The 17,754-nt window shown below is 42.9% G+C and carries 12 protein-coding genes; 4 read left to right on the top strand and 8 right to left on the bottom strand.

From position 1 onward, the window contains the following. Positions 1-12 precede the first annotated feature (12 nt). The 4 genes from F9Y84_RS02765 to F9Y84_RS02750 all read right to left on the bottom strand — a co-directional run bounded on the left by F9Y84_RS02765 (position 13) and on the right by F9Y84_RS02750 (position 5,490). Entirely contained in the window at positions 13-1,341 is a 1,329-nt protein-coding gene (locus tag F9Y84_RS02765) for a dicarboxylate/amino acid:cation symporter (protein ID WP_147390457.1), read from the bottom strand. A 458-nt stretch (positions 1,342-1,799) separates the two neighbouring features. After that, entirely contained in the window at positions 1,800-2,693 is an 894-nt protein-coding gene (locus tag F9Y84_RS02760; protein ID WP_147390458.1) for an ABC transporter ATP-binding protein, read from the bottom strand. Then, positions 2,690-3,496, bottom strand: a complete 807-nt coding sequence (locus tag F9Y84_RS02755; protein ID WP_125253002.1) for an ABC transporter permease subunit — start codon at positions 3,494-3,496, stop codon at positions 2,690-2,692. Before F9Y84_RS02755 ends, F9Y84_RS02760 begins: the two co-directional genes overlap by 4 nt. 173 nt (positions 3,497-3,669) lie before the next feature. After that, the gene (locus F9Y84_RS02750; protein ID WP_147390459.1) at positions 3,670-5,490 is read right to left on the bottom strand and encodes a M2 family metallopeptidase; all 1,821 of its coding nucleotides are present in this window, start codon (positions 5,488-5,490) and stop codon (positions 3,670-3,672) included. 328 nt (positions 5,491-5,818) lie between these two features. Between F9Y84_RS02750 and F9Y84_RS02745 the strand changes: the two genes are divergently transcribed. Beyond that, positions 5,819-8,092, top strand: a complete 2,274-nt coding sequence (locus F9Y84_RS02745; RefSeq protein WP_147390460.1) for an acyl-CoA dehydrogenase — start codon at positions 5,819-5,821, stop codon at positions 8,090-8,092. A gap of 189 nt (positions 8,093-8,281) precedes the next feature. Here the strand turns inward: F9Y84_RS02745 and F9Y84_RS02740 are convergent, their stop codons facing one another. After that, positions 8,282-8,734, bottom strand: coding sequence for a hypothetical protein (locus F9Y84_RS02740; RefSeq protein WP_147390461.1), 453 nt, complete (start codon positions 8,732-8,734; stop codon positions 8,282-8,284). A gap of 116 nt (positions 8,735-8,850) precedes the next feature. Between F9Y84_RS02740 and F9Y84_RS02735 the strand changes: the two genes are divergently transcribed. Next, positions 8,851-9,837 (top strand): WD40 repeat domain-containing protein, encoded by a 987-nt coding sequence (locus F9Y84_RS02735; RefSeq protein WP_147390462.1) that lies wholly within the window; start codon positions 8,851-8,853, stop codon positions 9,835-9,837. Positions 9,838-9,987: 150 nt separating this feature from the next. Here F9Y84_RS02735 and astB read toward each other — a convergent pair whose 3' ends face one another. Further along, positions 9,988-11,328, bottom strand: coding sequence for an N-succinylarginine dihydrolase (astB, locus tag F9Y84_RS02730; RefSeq protein ID WP_147390463.1), 1,341 nt, complete (start codon positions 11,326-11,328; stop codon positions 9,988-9,990). A 198-nt stretch (positions 11,329-11,526) separates the two neighbouring features. On the opposite strand from astB, the gene F9Y84_RS02725 reads away from it, so the two are divergent. Together F9Y84_RS02725 and F9Y84_RS02720 are read left to right on the top strand one after the other, a co-directional pair. After that, positions 11,527-13,422 carry a DUF294 nucleotidyltransferase-like domain-containing protein gene (locus F9Y84_RS02725; protein ID WP_147390464.1) on the top strand — a complete coding sequence of 632 codons (1,896 nt, stop codon included), beginning with the start codon at positions 11,527-11,529 and terminating at the stop codon, positions 13,420-13,422. A 10-nt stretch (positions 13,423-13,432) separates the two neighbouring features. After that, positions 13,433-14,134 carry a 3'-5' exonuclease gene (locus F9Y84_RS02720; protein ID WP_128732809.1) on the top strand — a complete coding sequence of 234 codons (702 nt, stop codon included), beginning with the start codon at positions 13,433-13,435 and terminating at the stop codon, positions 14,132-14,134. A gap of 61 nt (positions 14,135-14,195) precedes the next feature. On the opposite strand, the gene F9Y84_RS02715 is transcribed toward F9Y84_RS02720, so the two are convergent. Together F9Y84_RS02715 and F9Y84_RS02710 are read right to left on the bottom strand one after the other, a co-directional pair. Then, positions 14,196-15,770, bottom strand: a complete 1,575-nt coding sequence (locus tag F9Y84_RS02715; RefSeq protein ID WP_128732808.1) for a BCCT family transporter — start codon at positions 15,768-15,770, stop codon at positions 14,196-14,198. A 1,316-nt stretch (positions 15,771-17,086) separates the two neighbouring features. Next, positions 17,087-17,749, bottom strand: a complete 663-nt coding sequence (locus F9Y84_RS02710) for a CoA transferase subunit B (protein ID WP_125254337.1) — start codon at positions 17,747-17,749, stop codon at positions 17,087-17,089. Positions 17,750-17,754: the final 5 nt, after the last annotated feature.

The following is a 17,754-nucleotide window of genomic DNA, read 5'->3' as shown; positions in this document are numbered from 1 at the left end:
TGCGGTGTATCGTTACGCTGTAGACTTTTCGCCGTCATCAATAGCATTTTTAGGTGTTGTATCGAGCTTTATCAGGTGCTCCATAACTACGCAGGCCGTCAGATCTCCTGTGACATTGAGCACGGTTCTACACATATCTAAGATCCTATCTACTCCCAAGATAAGGGCAATACCAGCTGCAGGGATCCCAAAGCTGGTTAATACTGAAGCCAAAATTACAATACCGACCCCAGGGGTACTCGGGGAGCCAATGGATGCACCTACAGTGGTGAGTATCAGTAACAAAATTTGACTGTCGGAGAGTGTTATACCAAAAACTTGAGTCAAAAATAGTGCTGCGATCACTTGATAGAGCGCAGTACCGTCCATGTTTATCGTCGCGCCTAAAGGGATAATAAACTGAACAATCGGTTTTTTAACAGATAACGACTGCTCAGCTGTACGCATTGAAAGCGGCATTACTGCGGCTGAACTGGACGTTGAAAAGGCTAATAATTGCGCACCTTTAATTGCTGATAGAAAGCGCCAAGGGCTAATCTTTCCAGCGCTACTGGCTAAAAACAGGTAGACAAACATAAGTAATAGCAAACCCAGCAGCACAGTCGCAACATAAGCAGAAACACCCAACAGGGCATCGATGCCAATCCGAATAGTAATATCACAAAGTAACCCAAAAACCGCAAACGGAGCTAGCAGCATAGCCCAATTAACAATCTGTAGGGACAGCGTTTGTGCTGTTGTGGTGAGCTCCAGAAGCAGGGACTTTTGCTTTTGAGTGAGTGTGGTGATAGCAATACCGATAAAAATGGCATACATCACAATAGCAAACATATCTTTATCGAGAGTGGATTGAGTAATATTTGATGGAATAATTGCCACCATGCGCTCAGGAATGCTTTTTAACTCAACTGTAGCTGTAACGGTCGTGGTATGCTGGCTATTGAGGTTATCAAGTAGCTGACTATCCACATATTTCCCCGGCTCAATGTAGGAAGCAACCACCAAACCAATGATAACAGCAATGAAGGTGGTCATGACGAAGTAGGGGAAGATCCTAAGTCCAACCTGCTTCAAAAACGCGGTGTCCTTGTTACCCGCAATGCCAAGAATGATGGATGAAAGTACCAGTGGGATCACAACCATCTGGATCAAGGCTAAAAATAGGTTGCCAGGTAGTGCAACCCATTGTGCTATTTGTAGTGATAGCTCAGCACTAACCAGCCCAACTCCTTTAGGGGAAAGTAAAATACCCACGGTAATACCCAGTACCAAAGCCACAACAATTTGCAGCCATAGCATTTTCTTTTGTAAAAAATAACTAATGGAGTAGGTCGTTTTCATTCCTTTTCCTTGAAACTGAGATAGTTGTACAGACAATGGTTATTTATAAATAGTATATCAGGATAGGTGTGAAGATATGTTGATTGGTATCAAGTATAGAATGAGCGTAAAAAGCTGGTTGTGGTGAGGCGCGGCTAAACCAAATAAAGGGAGTGTCATCGCGGGTGAATATGTCACTAATTAGCCTTAATACTTGTTCAATTTGAAGGTGTAAGTCTGATGCTAACTGCGTTAAAAATTTCTTATTTAGAACAATTAAATAGCAACATTTTTGCCTGCATACAGGACGTAAGTACCTAGGCGTTTACGGGACGCGGTAGCGGTATTATCGACAAGGTTTTCTCGCCTCGAAATAGATCACTTAATTAAGATAATTGGTATTTTTTAGAAGCGGCCTCGTACATATGGCAAAAGCCTGTACTAGACAGGCTTTTCACGACTAAAAGCGGCGTCGAAAACTAACCGAATAGTTCGTCTTCCAATGTTTTACCATTGACTAAGGATTTGTAATGCCAGCCTTGTGCTCTGCATAACTGTAAAACATCAATATCAACTTGTTGACCGCTACGGTATTCAATAAGTATTGCACCACTTGCATTAAGCGATACATTCTCAACGCCCTGTAACGTCTTTAATTGTTCAACATGGCCATGGGTCCCTGTTTCTTTTAGCTTGACGGTCAAGGTGGCAAGTTCAGCTTGAGCAATACGATCAACCGCAGTTAGCTTCCCTTGTTGCAGGTGAAGTACCTGATCGCACAAGTCATCTAGCTCGACTAAGTCATGAGAGCTTAAAATAAAGGTAGTGTCAGATTGCAGTGTTCTAACTAAATTTCTGATCTCACGCGCATTTACCGGATCAAGGCCAGCGGTTGCTTCATCTAGTAGCACCACTTCTGGGTGAGAAAGTAGCGTTTGTGCGATGCAAATGCGTTTGCGCATGCCGTGTGATAATTCATGAGGTTTTGAATGAAAGCAGTCTTTAAGGTCGACCAGCTCAAGCACTCGGTGGGTTTCGTTTTCAGCCGCTTTTTTGTCCAACCCTTGGAGTTGTCCGTATAGGCACAATTGATTGCTAACTGAAAACCTAGGGTCAAGTTGAGCATCTTGAGGAAGGGCGGCAAGACGACCAAATAACCCATCACTACCTGGTTTATGACCAAAAATACTAACACTCCCAGAATCCGCATTGAGATACCCGCAAAGTGTACTAAATAGCGTGGTTTTACCCGCACCATTGGGGCCTACTAGTGCGATTGGTGATCCTGCGTTGAGCGTAAACGAGACATTATCTAGCGCACGTTTTCTGCCGTATGTTTTAACGAGATCTTTCACTTCAATTATCATGGTCATAATGCGCGCCTTCTTAATAGTTCACAGCTAATTGCAATGAGTACCACACTATGGATAAGGGGGGTTGCAAAGCGAGTCAGGTTAATATTTTGGGCTATTGTTTCAGCGCCTTGGTATCCCGGGAAAAGGTAAAACAGGTATTCTGCGTATGCGCTGTACTCTAAGGCAAAAGCCACAATAGTTGCGAGTGTGATGTAGGCCAAAATAGCATAGATCATGCTCATTTTACTTGAGTTTGCAAAATGATTTGATACGGACATTAAGGCGATAAATGGCGCAGTGATCAGGGTGAGCTCCAATACAATGAGTGTGGCACGATGTAAACCACTTAACCATAAAGTAGGATCTCGAAGTACCATCAGAAGCCATGCACCGACGGCAGATATGGTGATTAACAAGAGTGTATTAAATAATTGTCCGAAAAAACGTCCGATAACAATTTCAGCACGGGTAGTACGCAGTGTTAAAAATCTAAGCGTACCCCGAGTTCTATCTTCTACGGTTTGATCAGCGCTAGCAAAAATAACAAACATAGGAAATAAAAAGATGGACCAAACTAGGTAGAGTGCGAGCTCCATTTCAGGCCATAGAGCAATTTTCTGCATGCCGACGACACCTGAAAAGCTCTGGATCATATTTTTGAAGTTGGGGTCGCTTACAATGGATACCGCCTCAGCAATGGCATACCTCAGTATGGCATACCACACCAGCACAAAGGCGGCGATGGCTATCCAGCCACGCTTCGTTGCAAACAAGCGCTGCAACTCAAAGATGGCAATAAGGCCAATTCTTTTTATATTCATAATGATCCTTACAAGTGACAACACAAGTCCTCACTACCGAGCGGCAGGCTGACTTTGCCTTGAGCGTATATGATTGAAGTTAAAAAAGGAAGTTATAGAACTGTAACAAAATTAAACCAATAAAAAACGGGCACGATTGAGTGTGCCCGTTTCTAGCTTTTAATGATTAACAATTACCAGCCGCAATTACGGCCTTTATTTTGCTCATCTAGGTAGCTCTGTAATGGCGCAAAGTAGTCTAGTACTGCTGTGGCATCCATTTCATCCTTACCTGTTAGCGTTTTAAGTGCTTGCTGCCAAGGCTTGCTACTACCCATTTCGAGCATTGCATTTAAGCGCTCACCGGCAGCCTTTGAGTTGTATACTGAACAGCGATGGATCGCTTCTTCGCTACCTGCAATCTCACACAGAGATTTGTGGAATTGGAACTGCAGAATATGCGCTAAGAAGTAACGGGTGTAAGGCACATTACCAGGAACGTGATATTTTGCACCTGGATCAAAGTCAGCTTCACTACGTGAAACGGGAGCAGCAACCCCTTGATATTTCTCTCTTAAATCCCACCAAGCTTGGTTATATTCAGCAGGTGAAATCTCACCTGAGAAAACCTGCCAACGCCACTGGTCAACAAGTAGGCCAAATGGAATAAAGGCAACTTTATCCAGTGCCATCTTCATCAGTAGACCAATATCTTTTGATTCATCTGGCACTTTGTCTAATAAGCCGATTTGTTTTAAGTAACCCGGTGTTACCGATAGGGCAATAGTGTCACCAATTGCTTCATGGAAACCATCATTGGCACTTTCTTGGTAATATACAGGCTGCTGGTTATATGCGCGCTGATAGAAGTTGTGACCTAGCTCGTGGTGGATCACCGAGAACTCTTCTCCAGTACGCTGAATACACATCTTGATACGTAAATCGTCTTTAGCATCTAAGTTCCAAGCTGAGGCGTGACATTGTACGTCACGATCTTTTGGCTTAGTAAACAACGAGCGTTCGTAGAAAGTTTCTGGTAACGGTGCAAAGCCCATAGAGGTGAAAAACTTCTCCGCACCTTTTACCATTTTGATTTCGTCATAATTATGCTGAGCAAGAAGGGCTGTCACGTCATAACCCGGATCTGCATTTTCTGGTGCCACTAGATCGTAAATATTACCCCAGCTTTGTGCCCACATATTACCCAGTAGGTGTGCAGGAATTGGTTTATCTTGAGGTACTTTGTCTTCGCCATATTTTTCACCTAGTTTGGCACGAACGTGACAATGAAGTGAGTCATAAAGAGGCTTTACTTGACCCCAAATGCGGTCTAGCTCTTTTGCAAAATCATCCGCTGGCATGTCGTATTTACTGCGCCACATGGCACCTGTGTCTGCATAGCCAAGCTCGTTTGCGCCCTCATTCGTGAGCACGACTTGCTTTTCATAGAGTGGACGCATTGGCTTTGAAACCTCACGCCAACCTTGCCATATATCAAGCAGCTCTTCGTAATTACGACTGTTAGCCATGGTTGCGGTCATGTCGCCTAAACTTAAGCAAGTGCCATCAGCTTTACAGTACTTCCCTTTACCGTACATGCCGTCTAATTCAGCGGTTAGCTTGGCAAGGGCCGCTGTTTTATCTGCGTCTTTAGGAGCAGGTAATGTTAGGTTTAGTTTTAATTTATCTAATTTACGACGGGTATCTTCACTCAAGTTTATACCGTCGAACTGCGCAGCTTGGTTGGCAAGAGTCACCAACGCTGCGGTGTATTCTTCATTGACATCTGCTGAAAGAGAAGCAGTATCATGAGTGATAAAGTTGGCATAGATCCATGCTGCGCGGCTAGAGCGATTATTCAGATCTACAAGTTGCGCTGACGCTTTATCTAAAAATGCAATCGCATCAGCTTCTGTGAAAGTTTTATTAGTAGTATCAGTAGATTTACAAGCAGAGAGTGCAAAAGTACTGGCAACGATAAGCGCGCCAACACTGAGTTTAAATCTTGGTTTCATAGTGATTCACTTGTTGTTTTGATTAATACATAGACCGCTGTTTGAGTGACGTTCTATGGGGTCTTTTGTTCTGCACCAGTTGAATTAACCTGCTCGCTATACTGAGGGTTAAAGCAATTGGTGTAAAACGGTGAAAATTCATTTTTCACTGTGGGCAGGATAATAGCAGGCCGTTTTTAAAACGACAATTTTACGATAAATAAATGGCGCGTATTTATGTGTGCGAGAGCAGCGAATAGGGATAAAAGTTGAGTTAGGCTAATAATTAACCATACTTATATATTCTACAGTATTAGTTCCGTGTTACAGGCTATCAAAGGGAGTGTATATGACGTTTATTTTACTGGTTATATTAGCCATTGTGGTGATTTTTTGCGTTCGTGATATTCGGGTAAAACTGATAAGCAAGCCACTATTTGATTACTTCAAGTCAGCGTTACCCGAATTATCTCAGACAGAACGAGAAGCAATGGAAGCGGGAAGTATTTGGTGGGACGGGGCGCTGTTTTCTGGAAAGCCTAATTGGCGTAAGTGGCTCAGCAATGATAAACCTAAACTCAGCGATGATGAGCAAGCTTTTATAGATAATGAATTAAACACACTACTCAATATGCTAGATGAAGAAGCAATTGCTCAAGCCAATGACTTGCCGAACGAAGTCTGGCAATACCTAAAAGAAAAAGGTTTCTTCGCTTTTATTATCCCAAAATCGTATGGCGGACTTGAGTTTAGCGCCCAAGCTAATTCGACGATTGTTGCGAAGATAGCGAGTCGTAGCTTATCAACGGCAGTCACAGTTATGGTTCCTAACAGTTTGGGACCGGCTGAGCTGCTACTTCACTATGGAACAACTTCGCAGCAAGACTATTGGTTGCCGAAACTCGCTTCGGGAGAGGTACTCCCTTGTTTTGCCCTTACTTCACCTGAAGCTGGCTCCGATGCTGGTAGTATTCAAGATTATGCAGTGGTGTGTGAGCGAGAGTTTGAGGGCGCAAAGCAGCTAGGTCTTGCTGTAAGCTGGCAAAAGCGCTACATCACGCTTGCACCTGTTGCAGATGTATTGGGGCTGGCATTTAAAGTATACGACCCTGAACAAAGATTGTCTGAACAAGTTGAACTTGGGATAACCTGCGCGCTTATACCAACAGTACATCCGGGAGTAAAAATTGGAGATCGACATAGCCCGCTGGGGCAAGGTTTTATGAATGGTACCACCAGTGGTGAGGATGTATTCATTCCACTGTCATGGGTGATAGGCGAAGAGGCCGGAATTGGTAAAGGTTGGCGTATGCTTGTTTCTTGTTTGAGTGCCGGGCGGGGGATCTCATTACCTGCGTTAAGTGCAGGCACCGCGCACCTAAGTACGCGAACCAGCTCGGCCTATGCTAATGTCCGTCGTCAATTTGGTGTGCCAATAGCTGCATTTGAGGGGGTTCAGAGTGTTTTAGCAAGGGTTTATGGATATACATATCTTATCGAGGCGGTGAGACAAACAACAGCGTTGGCCATTGATTTAAAACAAAGCCCGTCTGTGGTCACTGCGATTGCGAAGTATCATTTGACCGAACATGCAAGAGTGGCATTAAACGATGCGATGGATATTCATGGTGGTAAAGCTATTCAAATGGGAAAGATGAACTATCTTGCTCGTAATTACATGGGAATGCCTATCTCTATTACCGTGGAAGGGGCAAATATTTTAACTCGTAGCCTGATGATATTTGGTCAAGGGGCAACGCGGTGTCATCCTTTCATATTAAAGGAAATGGAAATTGTGCAGCAAGAAGATCAAATTATTGCGCTCAAAGAGTTTGATGAGATCTTGTGTAAGCATTTACAACATACCTCGATTAATGGCGTAAAAGCGTTTTTCAATGGTTTTACGTTTGCGAGTTTTGAGCGTTCACCTGTAAGTGGAGATGTTGCACCTTACTATCGCCGTCTGACGTGGCTAAGCCAAGCACTGTCAGTATATAGTGATATTGCAATGCTAAAGCTGGGTGGCACACTCAAGCGTCGAGAAATGATTTCAGCTAAATTGGGCGATGTGTTGAGCTATCTGTATATGGCTTCTTGTGTATTGAAAAAGTATGAAGATGATGGCCGCCAACAAGGAGATTTACCTTTGGCTAAATTTGCAGTAGAGCACTGCCTATACGAAGCGAGCAATGCGATTTACGCATTTTGTGACAATTTTACCATTACACCTGTGAGCTTCTTATTCAAGCGCATTGCATTTCCCATTGGTAATTGGATTAAAGCACCGAGTGATACATTGGCAATTCAAGTTTGCGAACATGTATCAAAGAGCAATACCACTCGTGAGCGGATCTCACATTTATGTCCAGTGGTCAAACATTCAGCGGTAGACACGGTTGAACATGCCTTTATGCTAGAAAAAGCACATGCCCCTTTAATGGCAAAATATCGTAAGTGGTGTAAGCAAAATGCTGTTGATTTGAGGGGTAAATCCCTCGATGAGAAACTGAGCATGGCAACAACTGCTAACGTGGTAGACGACAAAGCGTCAGAAACTATTTTTTGTATTGAAACTTTGGTTGCACAGGCGGTGGCCGTAGATGCGAAGGGGGCATCCTCTTGATATTTAAGCAAACTGGGTCCGCTTTAAGCAATGAGTTGTCTGTAAAGACCTGCTGTGAAGGTGTTAATGGTGATAAGGGAGTAGGAATTAGATAACATAGCTAAATATACGGAAATCGATTAACGCTCTTAGATGCTTACTCATATCGCAAGTCCCCGACTAGGTTAGTCGGGGACTTTGTCATTCTGTCTATCGTGCGAATGGGTCTGCCAACACTTTATCTACATACCACTTACCCTTTTTACGAACCATACTGACGCTACGCATATCATCCACTTGTTCACCATGTAGTTGGCCAGTAAAAATGAGATTTATTTTTGCTGTATTACCATATTGTTCGCGAAGGCTTTGATTGGTCATGTCGACTTCGATTGTTACTTCATCGTACTGCATATTCACGAGGTTTCTAGCAAACTGAGAGGCTGTGCCATAAGAGCGCATGATCCTAGCGTGGCGAGGAGTTGAAATTTCCATCGCAGCATTTAAGTTTTTTTGATTATATAACGCGTCAAAATACATAGTTGCAGCATAGCCTGGGGTGTCTTTATCACCGCGAACGGCATCTTCATCAGAGCCGCATCCAGAAAGAAATAAAATTGCTAAAATTAAAACAACGACTTGCTTTAGGAGTGGCTTTGTCATGCTAAAATACACCATATGCAATATAAAATTATTCACAATAGTTTAAGTTTGTCTGCAATTGGTCGATATGTAAAGGCAGTAGTTGAAATAAATGCGTTGTACATAAAGGGTTTAAGATGTTTCGGTTGATGTGTGTGGTGTGTTTTGCTTGCTTTTTAATAGGTTGTGGCAGTCAACCTGAGATAAGTAAAGGGGTAACCAGTCAGTTGACACAAAACGGTGTGATAATTGGGCACTTTTCAAAAGATGGTGAGTGGACAGTCACACTTGACGGTAACGCTGACATTCAGATACACGACAATGCCGATCAATCCATTGTTTTTAAAGTGCCAAAAGACAAAGTTAAAACCCCAGTCAAGGCGCTACTTTTGTCCGATGATAAGAGTATGCTTATCATAGCTGGTGAAAACTTGATATCAATTTGGTCTGTTCCCAAACAAAAGCTTGTCACGAATGTACCGTTTGCTGGGGTTAGTCCACTTGCCTCAATCTCGTCATTGGCGTTATCTCACGATAATAAAAGGCTACTTGTTGCGATGGACGATGGTTCGGTAAATATGGCTGATTTATTCACCAAAATAAACAATCGTTTTATGCCGCACTCTAGACCTATCGAACATTTAGCATTTCATGAAAATGCAGAGTATTTTGTCACCGGTGCGCAAGATGGTTTAGTCGCGATGTGGCAGTTCGCTTCGCCAGAACCTGTGTATCAACATCAGTTCAATCACAGAGTTACTAGCCTGACAGTGAGTCCTGATGGTAAGCACCTTTTTGTTTCCGATGGCTTAAATGCGCAACATGTACTGGACTTTGAGTCAGGTAAGCTGATCAGCGAATTAAAATATATGGCGCGATTTAAAATGTTTAGAAAAGCTAAATTTATTTCTAATTCAGGCCTACTGGCTACTTCATCGTCTAAATCTCACTTGTCAATTTGGCGCTACGATAGTGGTGAAGAGCTTGGTACTTGGTCAATACGTACCGCTAATGAAGGCGCTACAGTTGTGGATATGTATGTACCGAACTCAAACACGCTGGTGACATTAAATAGTGATGGTATGTTGGAGACCTGGGCTGTTAACTTACTAGCTGAAAAGTAACAGCGCGCTGGACTGATTTATGGGTTAACAAAGTTTCGTGAGTGAGTTTCTGCTGTAACGTAAGCGTTTATTACTATTGCCCTCAAGTAAACGAGTGTGGTGTTAGCTCAAGTCTAAAACCAATTAACTTGAGCTAAGTGTGTGCGGTTATTAGGCTTGTTGAAACTCGTAAACACTGCCCAAATTAAGCAGTTGTGTCAGTTCGTCAAGCGCTGCGTAAGACTCGTGCAACAAACTGGGATCTGCTAAGTCTTGCTCTGTTACGCGATCACGATAGTGCTTGTTGATCCAAGCGCTGAGCTGAGCAAATTTGTCATCACTCATCATGATTTCAGGGTTAACAGCACGCAATTCTGTATCGTTAAGCGCCACTCGTAATCGTAAACATGCAGGTCCACCACCGTTTTGCATACTCTGACGCAAATCAAAAAAGCGTACTTGCGAGATAGGGTTATTCGCACCAAGCATATACTCTATGTAGGCCGCAACATTGGTATTTTTTGCACATTCTTCAGGTGCAACTAACATCATTTCACCTGATGGTAAGGTGATCAACTGTGAGTTAAATAAGTAACTTTTTACCGCATCTTCCACACTTACGGCGTGACTTGGCACTTCAACAATGTGCAACGGCTTTTCACCAATGTATGCTTGTCTGATTTTGGTCAAACTATTGGTTTGATCGATAAAGGCTTGATCATGACAAAATAGTACATTCTCATTACCTACAGCAATCACATCATTGTGGAACACGCCTTGGTCAATAACATTTGGGTTTTGCTGGATAAAAATTGCTTGTTTTTCATTTAATTGATGTAGCCTTGCAACAGCTTGACTCGCTTCAAGGGTTTGTCGTGCAGGGTATTTGCTGGGGCCTTTAATACTACTGTTAAAACCACTTGAGCCATAGACAAATAACTGAACACCTTGGCTTGCATGATCATCAGCTAAACGAGTATGGTTCGCGGCACCTTCGTCGCCAAAAAAGGGCTGTTCAGGTAAATGCTGATGGTGTGAAAAGTGTTGTTCATCAGCGAACATAGCGCGTAGTAAATTGGTTGTGGTGGTTGGTTCTATGGAGCGATGAAACTTACAGTTTAAATTAGCGCTGGTAAAATGAACTTTACCATCATTTGAGTCAATAGACGGTGACACAGTCGCAGCGTTTGCAGTCCACATTGCCGAAGCAGAATAGCAAGCACGTAGTAAAATTGGGTCGTGCTTATATGCTTTTTCTAATACTTGGGCATCAGTGCCTGAAAAGCCAACTCGGCGCAGTGGTGACAAACTTGGGCGCGCATGAGGGGCGAATATCCCTTGTTTTAAGCCGATGTCGTGCATCGCTTTCATTTTTTCAAGGCCTTGTAACGCCGCCTCTTTTGGATTTGAAATGCTGGTAGCGTTAGAAAGAGAGGCCACGTTACCGTAAGATAAACCGGCGTAGTTATGAGTTGGTCCTACTAAGCCATCGAAATTGACTTCATAAGTCATGAGTGCGATTCCTGTTGCAAATGGTTATAGACCTCTAGTATGAGGCGGTTTCGTCAGTTTTTAAAGTGATATGAATCAAAACAACAGCATAGCTAACAGCACTTTGTCATTTAACCTCTTGCTAGGCAGACTTTGATTGCAAATTCAGACCTCGTTGCCCACAATAGAGAGAGTTTTTGTTTTACCTCAGGGCAAACCATGGAAGTTGAACATCAGGAAATTGCCAACTTTTTAATCGCTTATCCGCCATTCTCGGATTTACCGCAGGAGGCACTACACCGCCTTGCAAGCCAAGTTGAAGTTGGCTATTACCGTGGGGGGAGTCGCATTCTGGAGTATGGTGAGCAAATCACTTACCTGTATGTGATCCGCTCTGGTGCTGTGGAATTATTCCGCCGCTCGGGTGAATTATACAATCGTATATCAGCAGGGGGGATCTTTGGTCAACGCGGTTTATTGATGAATCGTAAGGTTCGCTTTGGGGCGCAAAGCCTCGAAGATACATTAGTGTATTGCATTCCTGTGGGTGTATTTGATGAATACTGCGATGTCTATGAGGCATTTGCTGATTATTTTGAAGCTGATGACAATGCTAGGCTCAAAATAACAGTATCTGAGCAAGCAGATAGTAACGACTTAACCACTGCTAAAGTACGTAAACTATTGCTACGTGATGTGGTATACGTCGAACGTAATGCAACAGTGCAACAAGCCGCACAAGTGATGGCAACAGAGCAGGTTTCATCTTTACTAATTTATGATCCTGAAAAGCCTGTGGTAGAAGACCCCGATGAGGACGATGGTCAAGTTGTCGGGTTGATCAGCGATAGAGACTTGCGGGTAAACGTTGTTGCTAAAGGGCTTGACTATCAAACGCCGGTTTCTGAGATTATGTCTACCGATTTGGTGATTGTAGATTCTAATGCGTACGTATTTGAAGCCATGATGTTGATGCTCAAAGACAATGTTCATCATCTGCCTGTAGTTCATAAACGCAAACCAATTGGAGTTGTGGCGCTTTCTGATATTTTGCGTTATGAGTCACAAAGTAGTTTGCTATTTGTAAGAGGCTTGATGGATCAGCAAAGCGTTGAGGATCTTGCCAGTTATGCTAAACAGCTCCCTGCAATATTCACTCGCATGGTCAATGAAGATGCTAATTCACATATGATTGGCTCTGCTATGTCTATTATTGGTAAAACATTTAAACATAAATTGCTCGAGTTAGCAGAGGCAAAATTAGGACCCCCCCCGATCCCTTACTGTTTTATTGCTCTGGGCTCAATGGCTCGGGACGAGCAGCTAATTGTAACGGATCAGGATAACGCGTTGATCTTAGATGACGATTATAAACCTACAGAGCATGGAGTGTACTTTGAGCAACTCGCAAAATTTGTGTGTGACGGCCTTGCAAACTGCGGATATAAGTACTGTGATGGTGGCATTATGGCGACCAATCCTGCTTGGCGGTTAACATTTAGTCAATGGCAATCACAGTTTGAAAGTTGGATTGATAAGCCTAGTCCAGAAGCCTTACTCAATAGCTCAATTTTCTTTGACTTGGAAGGGGTATGGGGGGAAGTAAAGTGGGCGGAGAAGTTAACCGCATTTGTTAGTAAAAAGGCAAAAAGTACACCTAAATTTTTAGCGGCAATGGCGCATAATGCGCTAAGAAGAACACCACCACTTGGCTTTTTTAATGGCTTTGTTTTGGAGCAAGATGGTGAGCACAGACGGTCGATGAATATTAAACGACGTGGCACAGCACCACTTTCGGATTTGGTTCGTGTACATGCGCTTGGTGTTGGCTCTAAAAAACAAAACTCCTTTGAACGACTCGAAGATATTGACGAAGCAAATATACTTCCTAAAGGTAAAGTATTAGATCTACAAGCTGCACTTGAATACATCGCTATCATGCGTATTCGCCATCAAGCCTGGCAAATTGAGCAGGGTGAAAAGCCAGATAACAGTTTACCACCTGAAACACTCTCTGATTTTGAGCAGCGCAATTTGAAAGAAGCATTTGGTGTGTTAGACAAAGCGCAAAGCTTTTTAAAGTTTCGCTACCAAAATAAATCCATGATGAAATAGCGGTGTAAAGATGCAGGGTGAGATTATGTCATGGCCAAATCGCTTCGAGCATTTGGCAAAAGTGGCGAGAGATCCAAGACTTAAGTCATTTTATCAACAAGGTGTGGTTGACCCTTATCAGCAATTGGGTCAGTGCGAATTTGTTGCGCTTGATTTTGAAACCACGGGGCTCAATCCAAATATCGATGACATAGTGAGTGTTGGCGTGGTGCCATTTGATTTGCGGCGGATCCGCGTAGCGCAAGCAAAGCACTGGTTAGTTAAACCAACGAGTCCACTTGCTAAAGAGTCTGTGGTACTTCATCGGATAACCCATTCTCAAGTTGAAAGCGCGCCAGATCTGGAGGATATTCTTGAGGAGGTGTTTGCGTCGCTTCATGGTAGAGTCATCGTGGTGCATTATCAGTTTGTCGAGAAGTCATTTTTTAACTCTGCGCTTATGGCAAGAGTAGATGAAGGAATTGAGTTTCCGGTCATTGATACAATGGAAATTGAGAAGTCAGCAATAAATAATACTAGAAACTGGCTTGATAAGCTTAAACGTAAACCCATTCCTTCAGTACGCTTAGCTGATTGCAGAAAGCGCTATGGGCTTCCATATTACCAGCCCCACCATGCTTTGTCCGATGCCTTGGCAACGGCAGAGTTACTTCAAGCCCAGGCTCAGTATTGTTTAGATCCATCAGATATGGTGAAGCGCTGGTGGAGCTAAATCCAAATAACAAAAAGGCGGAGCATACATCAAACTCCGCCTGTAATGGCATTAACGACTGTTAGCTTTTAGGCTCAGTCCTTAGCCCAAGGATCAAACTTACACACATCAGCAGTAGTACAAAGGTAAACGGCAAACCTGTAGAAATGGCACCCGCTTGCAGTGCTTCAATCGCCTCTTTACCACCGATCCACAGTAGCGCAGCCGCAATCGCACCCTCAATACTCGCCCAGAATATACGTTGTGGTACTGGCGCATCGATTTTACCGCCAGCGGTAATACTATCGATAACTAAAGAGCCTGAGTCTGACGAAGTAATAAAGAAAACCAGTACAAGTAAAATCGCAGTGAACGAGAGTAAATCACTCATAGGTAAGTTTTCAAACATCTGGAACATAGCTAAAGGCACTTCAGTTAAGCCATTTGTGCCAAGCGCACCAATGCCATTTTTTACCTGATCGATAGCAAGGCCACCATAAATTGACATCCAGATCACGGTTACCAATGTCGGGATTAATAATACTGCGGTGATAAACTCGCGTATGGTTCGTCCCTCTGACACACGAGCGATGAACATACCAACAAACGGTGACCAAGATATCCACCATGCCCAATAGAATACTGTCCAGCCTTGGAACCATGCCTCATCGTCACGCCCATGAGGGTTACTTAGCGGAATGATATTTTCAATATAAGCCATTAAAGTTGTCGGAATATTACCCAAGGCAATTGCAAAACCTGCGATACCAACGAATAGTAATAATGCAAAGGCTATTAGCATATTAATGTTACTGAGTAATTTTACTCCGCCATCAATACCGCGGACAACGGAAATAATCGCCAAGACAGTTACGCCCGCGATCACGGCAATTTCAAGGCTAAGTCCTGCCTCTATACCAAATACATGCTGGATCCCAGCACCAGCTTGTTGTGCACCCAAACCAAGTGACGTCGCAAGACCAAACAAGGTAGCAAGTACAGCAAGAATATCAATGATATGCCCAGGCCAACCCCATGCTCTATCTCCTAAGATAGGATAAAAGATAGAGCGGATCGACAGCGGTAGTCCCTTGTTGTAGGCAAAAAATGCTAGGGAAAGTGCAACCACTGCGTAAATTGCCCAAGGGTGTAAGCCCCAATGATACATGGTCGCGCCCATGGCAAGTTCGGCAGCTTCAGGGGTATTAGCTGCAACATTCAATGGCGTTTCATACCAGCCAGTATAATATGCTACAGGTTCAGCGACGCCCCAAAACATTAGGCCTATCCCCATACCTGCGGCAAATAACATAGCAAGCCAAGATGCTCGGCTATAACTAGGCTTGGCATTTTCACCGCCTAAGCGTATCTTTCCGTAGGGGGAAAGCACAAGTACTAGACAGAATAAGACAAAGAAGTTCCCCGACCACATAAATAGCACATCAAAATTACCTATGATGTCCCACTTGATGCCATCAAGCGTGGTTTTCGCTGTATTTGCATCGACCAATAATACAGCAATTAAAAAAGCTAATATTAATCCTGCACTTACGCCAAACACGGGGTTATGTACATCAAACCCCCACTTTTGCACGTTGTCTTGCCCAACGGTGTAGTCCGTATTATCGATGCTGTATTTATCGTGGTTATTGCCCATGATACCCTCTTGTTGTTCTCATCGTGATAAGACATCAAGCTGACATAGTAGTTATACCACTTTGTCTTACTACTTGCTCAATTTGAAGAAGTAAGTCTGACGCTAACCGCGTTAGAAATTTTGTACCTACATGGATGTAGGTATCTTGGCGATAGCAGGGCGCTGTAGCGGTGTTATCGACAAGACTTTCTCGTCTCAAAATAGCAAGTTTATTAAGATAATTGGTATAAGTTAAAAATTACACACTATAAAATAACAATTCGACATAAACTAAATAGGCAGTGAAACAAAGAAAACTGTGACCTTTAACACCAGTCAATAGCTATTTGCAATGGCTTCGTTAACCACGAAACCTACTATCACTCGCTGTTACGTCATACCCTTTAAGTTACAAAAAATTTTGCCCAGTCTAGATTATTTGGCGTTCTCACTCGATCAATACATTTCAATTGCATCAAAAGAATGGCTCCACGCACCTGTGATGGGTTTATGTTAGTTACAGTGACAGTATATTGCCTCAATACTTGTAATTAAGATAAACCAACCGAACTGCTATGCTAATAAGATTAAAACATCAATCTACTTACCAACTCGCCTTATACAAAAGCATGTAATTAAGCAAATTGGAATTACGTCAACTTGATAATCAGTCGATGCTAATACCAATTAGACTTAATATTTGCTCAATTTTGAGGAGTAAATCTGACGCTAACTGCGTTAAAAATTTCTTATTTAGAATAACTAAATAGCAAAACTTTTGCCTAGTTATCGACAAAATTTTCTCGCCTTAAAATAGACCACTTAATTAAGATAATTGGTATGAAAAGCAACAACTCTTTACGTCTTGGTCGTACCGGAAAGCAAATGCGCAATACCAGTAAAACCTACGCTTACTAGTTTAGGGGGTGAGATTGAAAAGTAAATGGTTACTGAATTTTTTATTTAAAAATCATCGTATTCATCAACTAGACATACAGAGTGAGGTAATGCCAATTTGACTTAATACTTGCTCAATTTGAAGGAGTAAATCTGACGCTAACAGCGTTAAAAGTTTCTTATTTAGAACAACTAAATAGCAAAATTTTTGACTTGCCTACAGGACGTAGGTACCTCGGCGTGAGCAGGACGCGGAAGCGGTGTTATCGACAAGATTTTCTCACCTCAACATAGACCACTTAATTAAGAAAATTGGTATAAAGTGAAGGTTTTTTAATAAGAACAAGAAAAAAAACCCCTCTTGCGAGGGGTTTTGGGTAACTCAGCGCCTTTGGCACTGGGAATGAGGTCGGTACATTTTTGGGTAATGTGGCGGCTTATTAAGCCTCAAACTGCATCTCAGGAATATCGCCATCAACGATAAGTTTACCCGCAGTTTTGCTGATTATTTCATCAACACTAACACCCGGTGCGCGTTCTAGCAAATGGAATGCGCCATCTTTTACTTCTAACACAGCCAAATCAGTGACAATTTTCTTTACACAGTTCACGCCAGTAAGCGGGAGTGTGCATGATTCAAGTAGCTTAGAGTCGCCGTGTTTACTAGCATGGGTCATGGTCACTATGATGTTGCGTGCACCAGCAACTAAATCCATTGCACCACCCATGCCTTTGATTAATTTTTTCGGGATCATCCAAGACGCGATATTGCCTTGCTGATCAACTTCAAATGCACCTAGTACCGTTAAGTCTACATGACCACCACGGATCATGGCAAAGCTTTCTGCACTATTAAAAATTGCTGCACCCGTCGCAGCTGTCACGGTTTCTTTACCAGCGTTTATCATATCAGCGTCAACTTGGTCTTCGGTTGGGTAGGGACCCATGCCTAGCAAGCCATTTTCTGATTGCAGCATTACTTCAATGCCGCTAGGTACATAGTTAGCAACTAAGGTTGGAATGCCTATGCCTAAGTTTACGTAGTAACCATCTTCTAGCTCTTGCGCCACGCGCATCGCAATTTGTTCACGATTTAAACCCATGATTG

This window comes from Pseudoalteromonas peptidolytica, assembly GCF_012641745.1.
GTDB classification, from domain to species: domain Bacteria; phylum Pseudomonadota; class Gammaproteobacteria; order Enterobacterales; family Alteromonadaceae; genus Pseudoalteromonas; species Pseudoalteromonas peptidolytica.
This window is presented reverse-complemented; position numbering and strand designations above follow the sequence as displayed.

Bases quoted from the DNA above. Each gene is read 5' to 3' on its own strand.
- F9Y84_RS02755 (WP_125253002.1), bottom strand. From the start codon at position 3,496: ATGAATATAAAAAGAATTGGCCTTATTGCCATCTTTGAGTTGCAGCGC.
- F9Y84_RS02740 (WP_147390461.1), bottom strand. From the start codon at position 8,734: ATGACAAAGCCACTCCTAAAGCAAGTCGTTGTTTTAATTTTAGCAATT.
- F9Y84_RS02715 (WP_128732808.1), bottom strand. From the start codon at position 15,770: ATGGGCAATAACCACGATAAATACAGCATCGATAATACGGACTACACC.
- F9Y84_RS02745 (WP_147390460.1), top strand. From the start codon at position 5,819: ATGACGTTTATTTTACTGGTTATATTAGCCATTGTGGTGATTTTTTGC.
- F9Y84_RS02735 (WP_147390462.1), top strand. From the start codon at position 8,851: ATGTTTCGGTTGATGTGTGTGGTGTGTTTTGCTTGCTTTTTAATAGGT.
- F9Y84_RS02760 (WP_147390458.1), bottom strand. From the start codon at position 2,693: ATGACCATGATAATTGAAGTGAAAGATCTCGTTAAAACATACGGCAGA.
- F9Y84_RS02710 (WP_125254337.1), bottom strand. From the start codon at position 17,749: ATGGGTTTAAATCGTGAACAAATTGCGATGCGCGTGGCGCAAGAGCTA.
- F9Y84_RS02720 (WP_128732809.1), top strand. From the start codon at position 13,433: ATGCAGGGTGAGATTATGTCATGGCCAAATCGCTTCGAGCATTTGGCA.
- astB (WP_147390463.1), bottom strand. From the start codon at position 11,328: ATGACTTATGAAGTCAATTTCGATGGCTTAGTAGGACCAACTCATAAC.
- F9Y84_RS02765 (WP_147390457.1), bottom strand. From the start codon at position 1,341: ATGAAAACGACCTACTCCATTAGTTATTTTTTACAAAAGAAAATGCTA.
- F9Y84_RS02750 (WP_147390459.1), bottom strand. From the start codon at position 5,490: ATGAAACCAAGATTTAAACTCAGTGTTGGCGCGCTTATCGTTGCCAGT.
- F9Y84_RS02725 (WP_147390464.1), top strand. From the start codon at position 11,527: ATGGAAGTTGAACATCAGGAAATTGCCAACTTTTTAATCGCTTATCCG.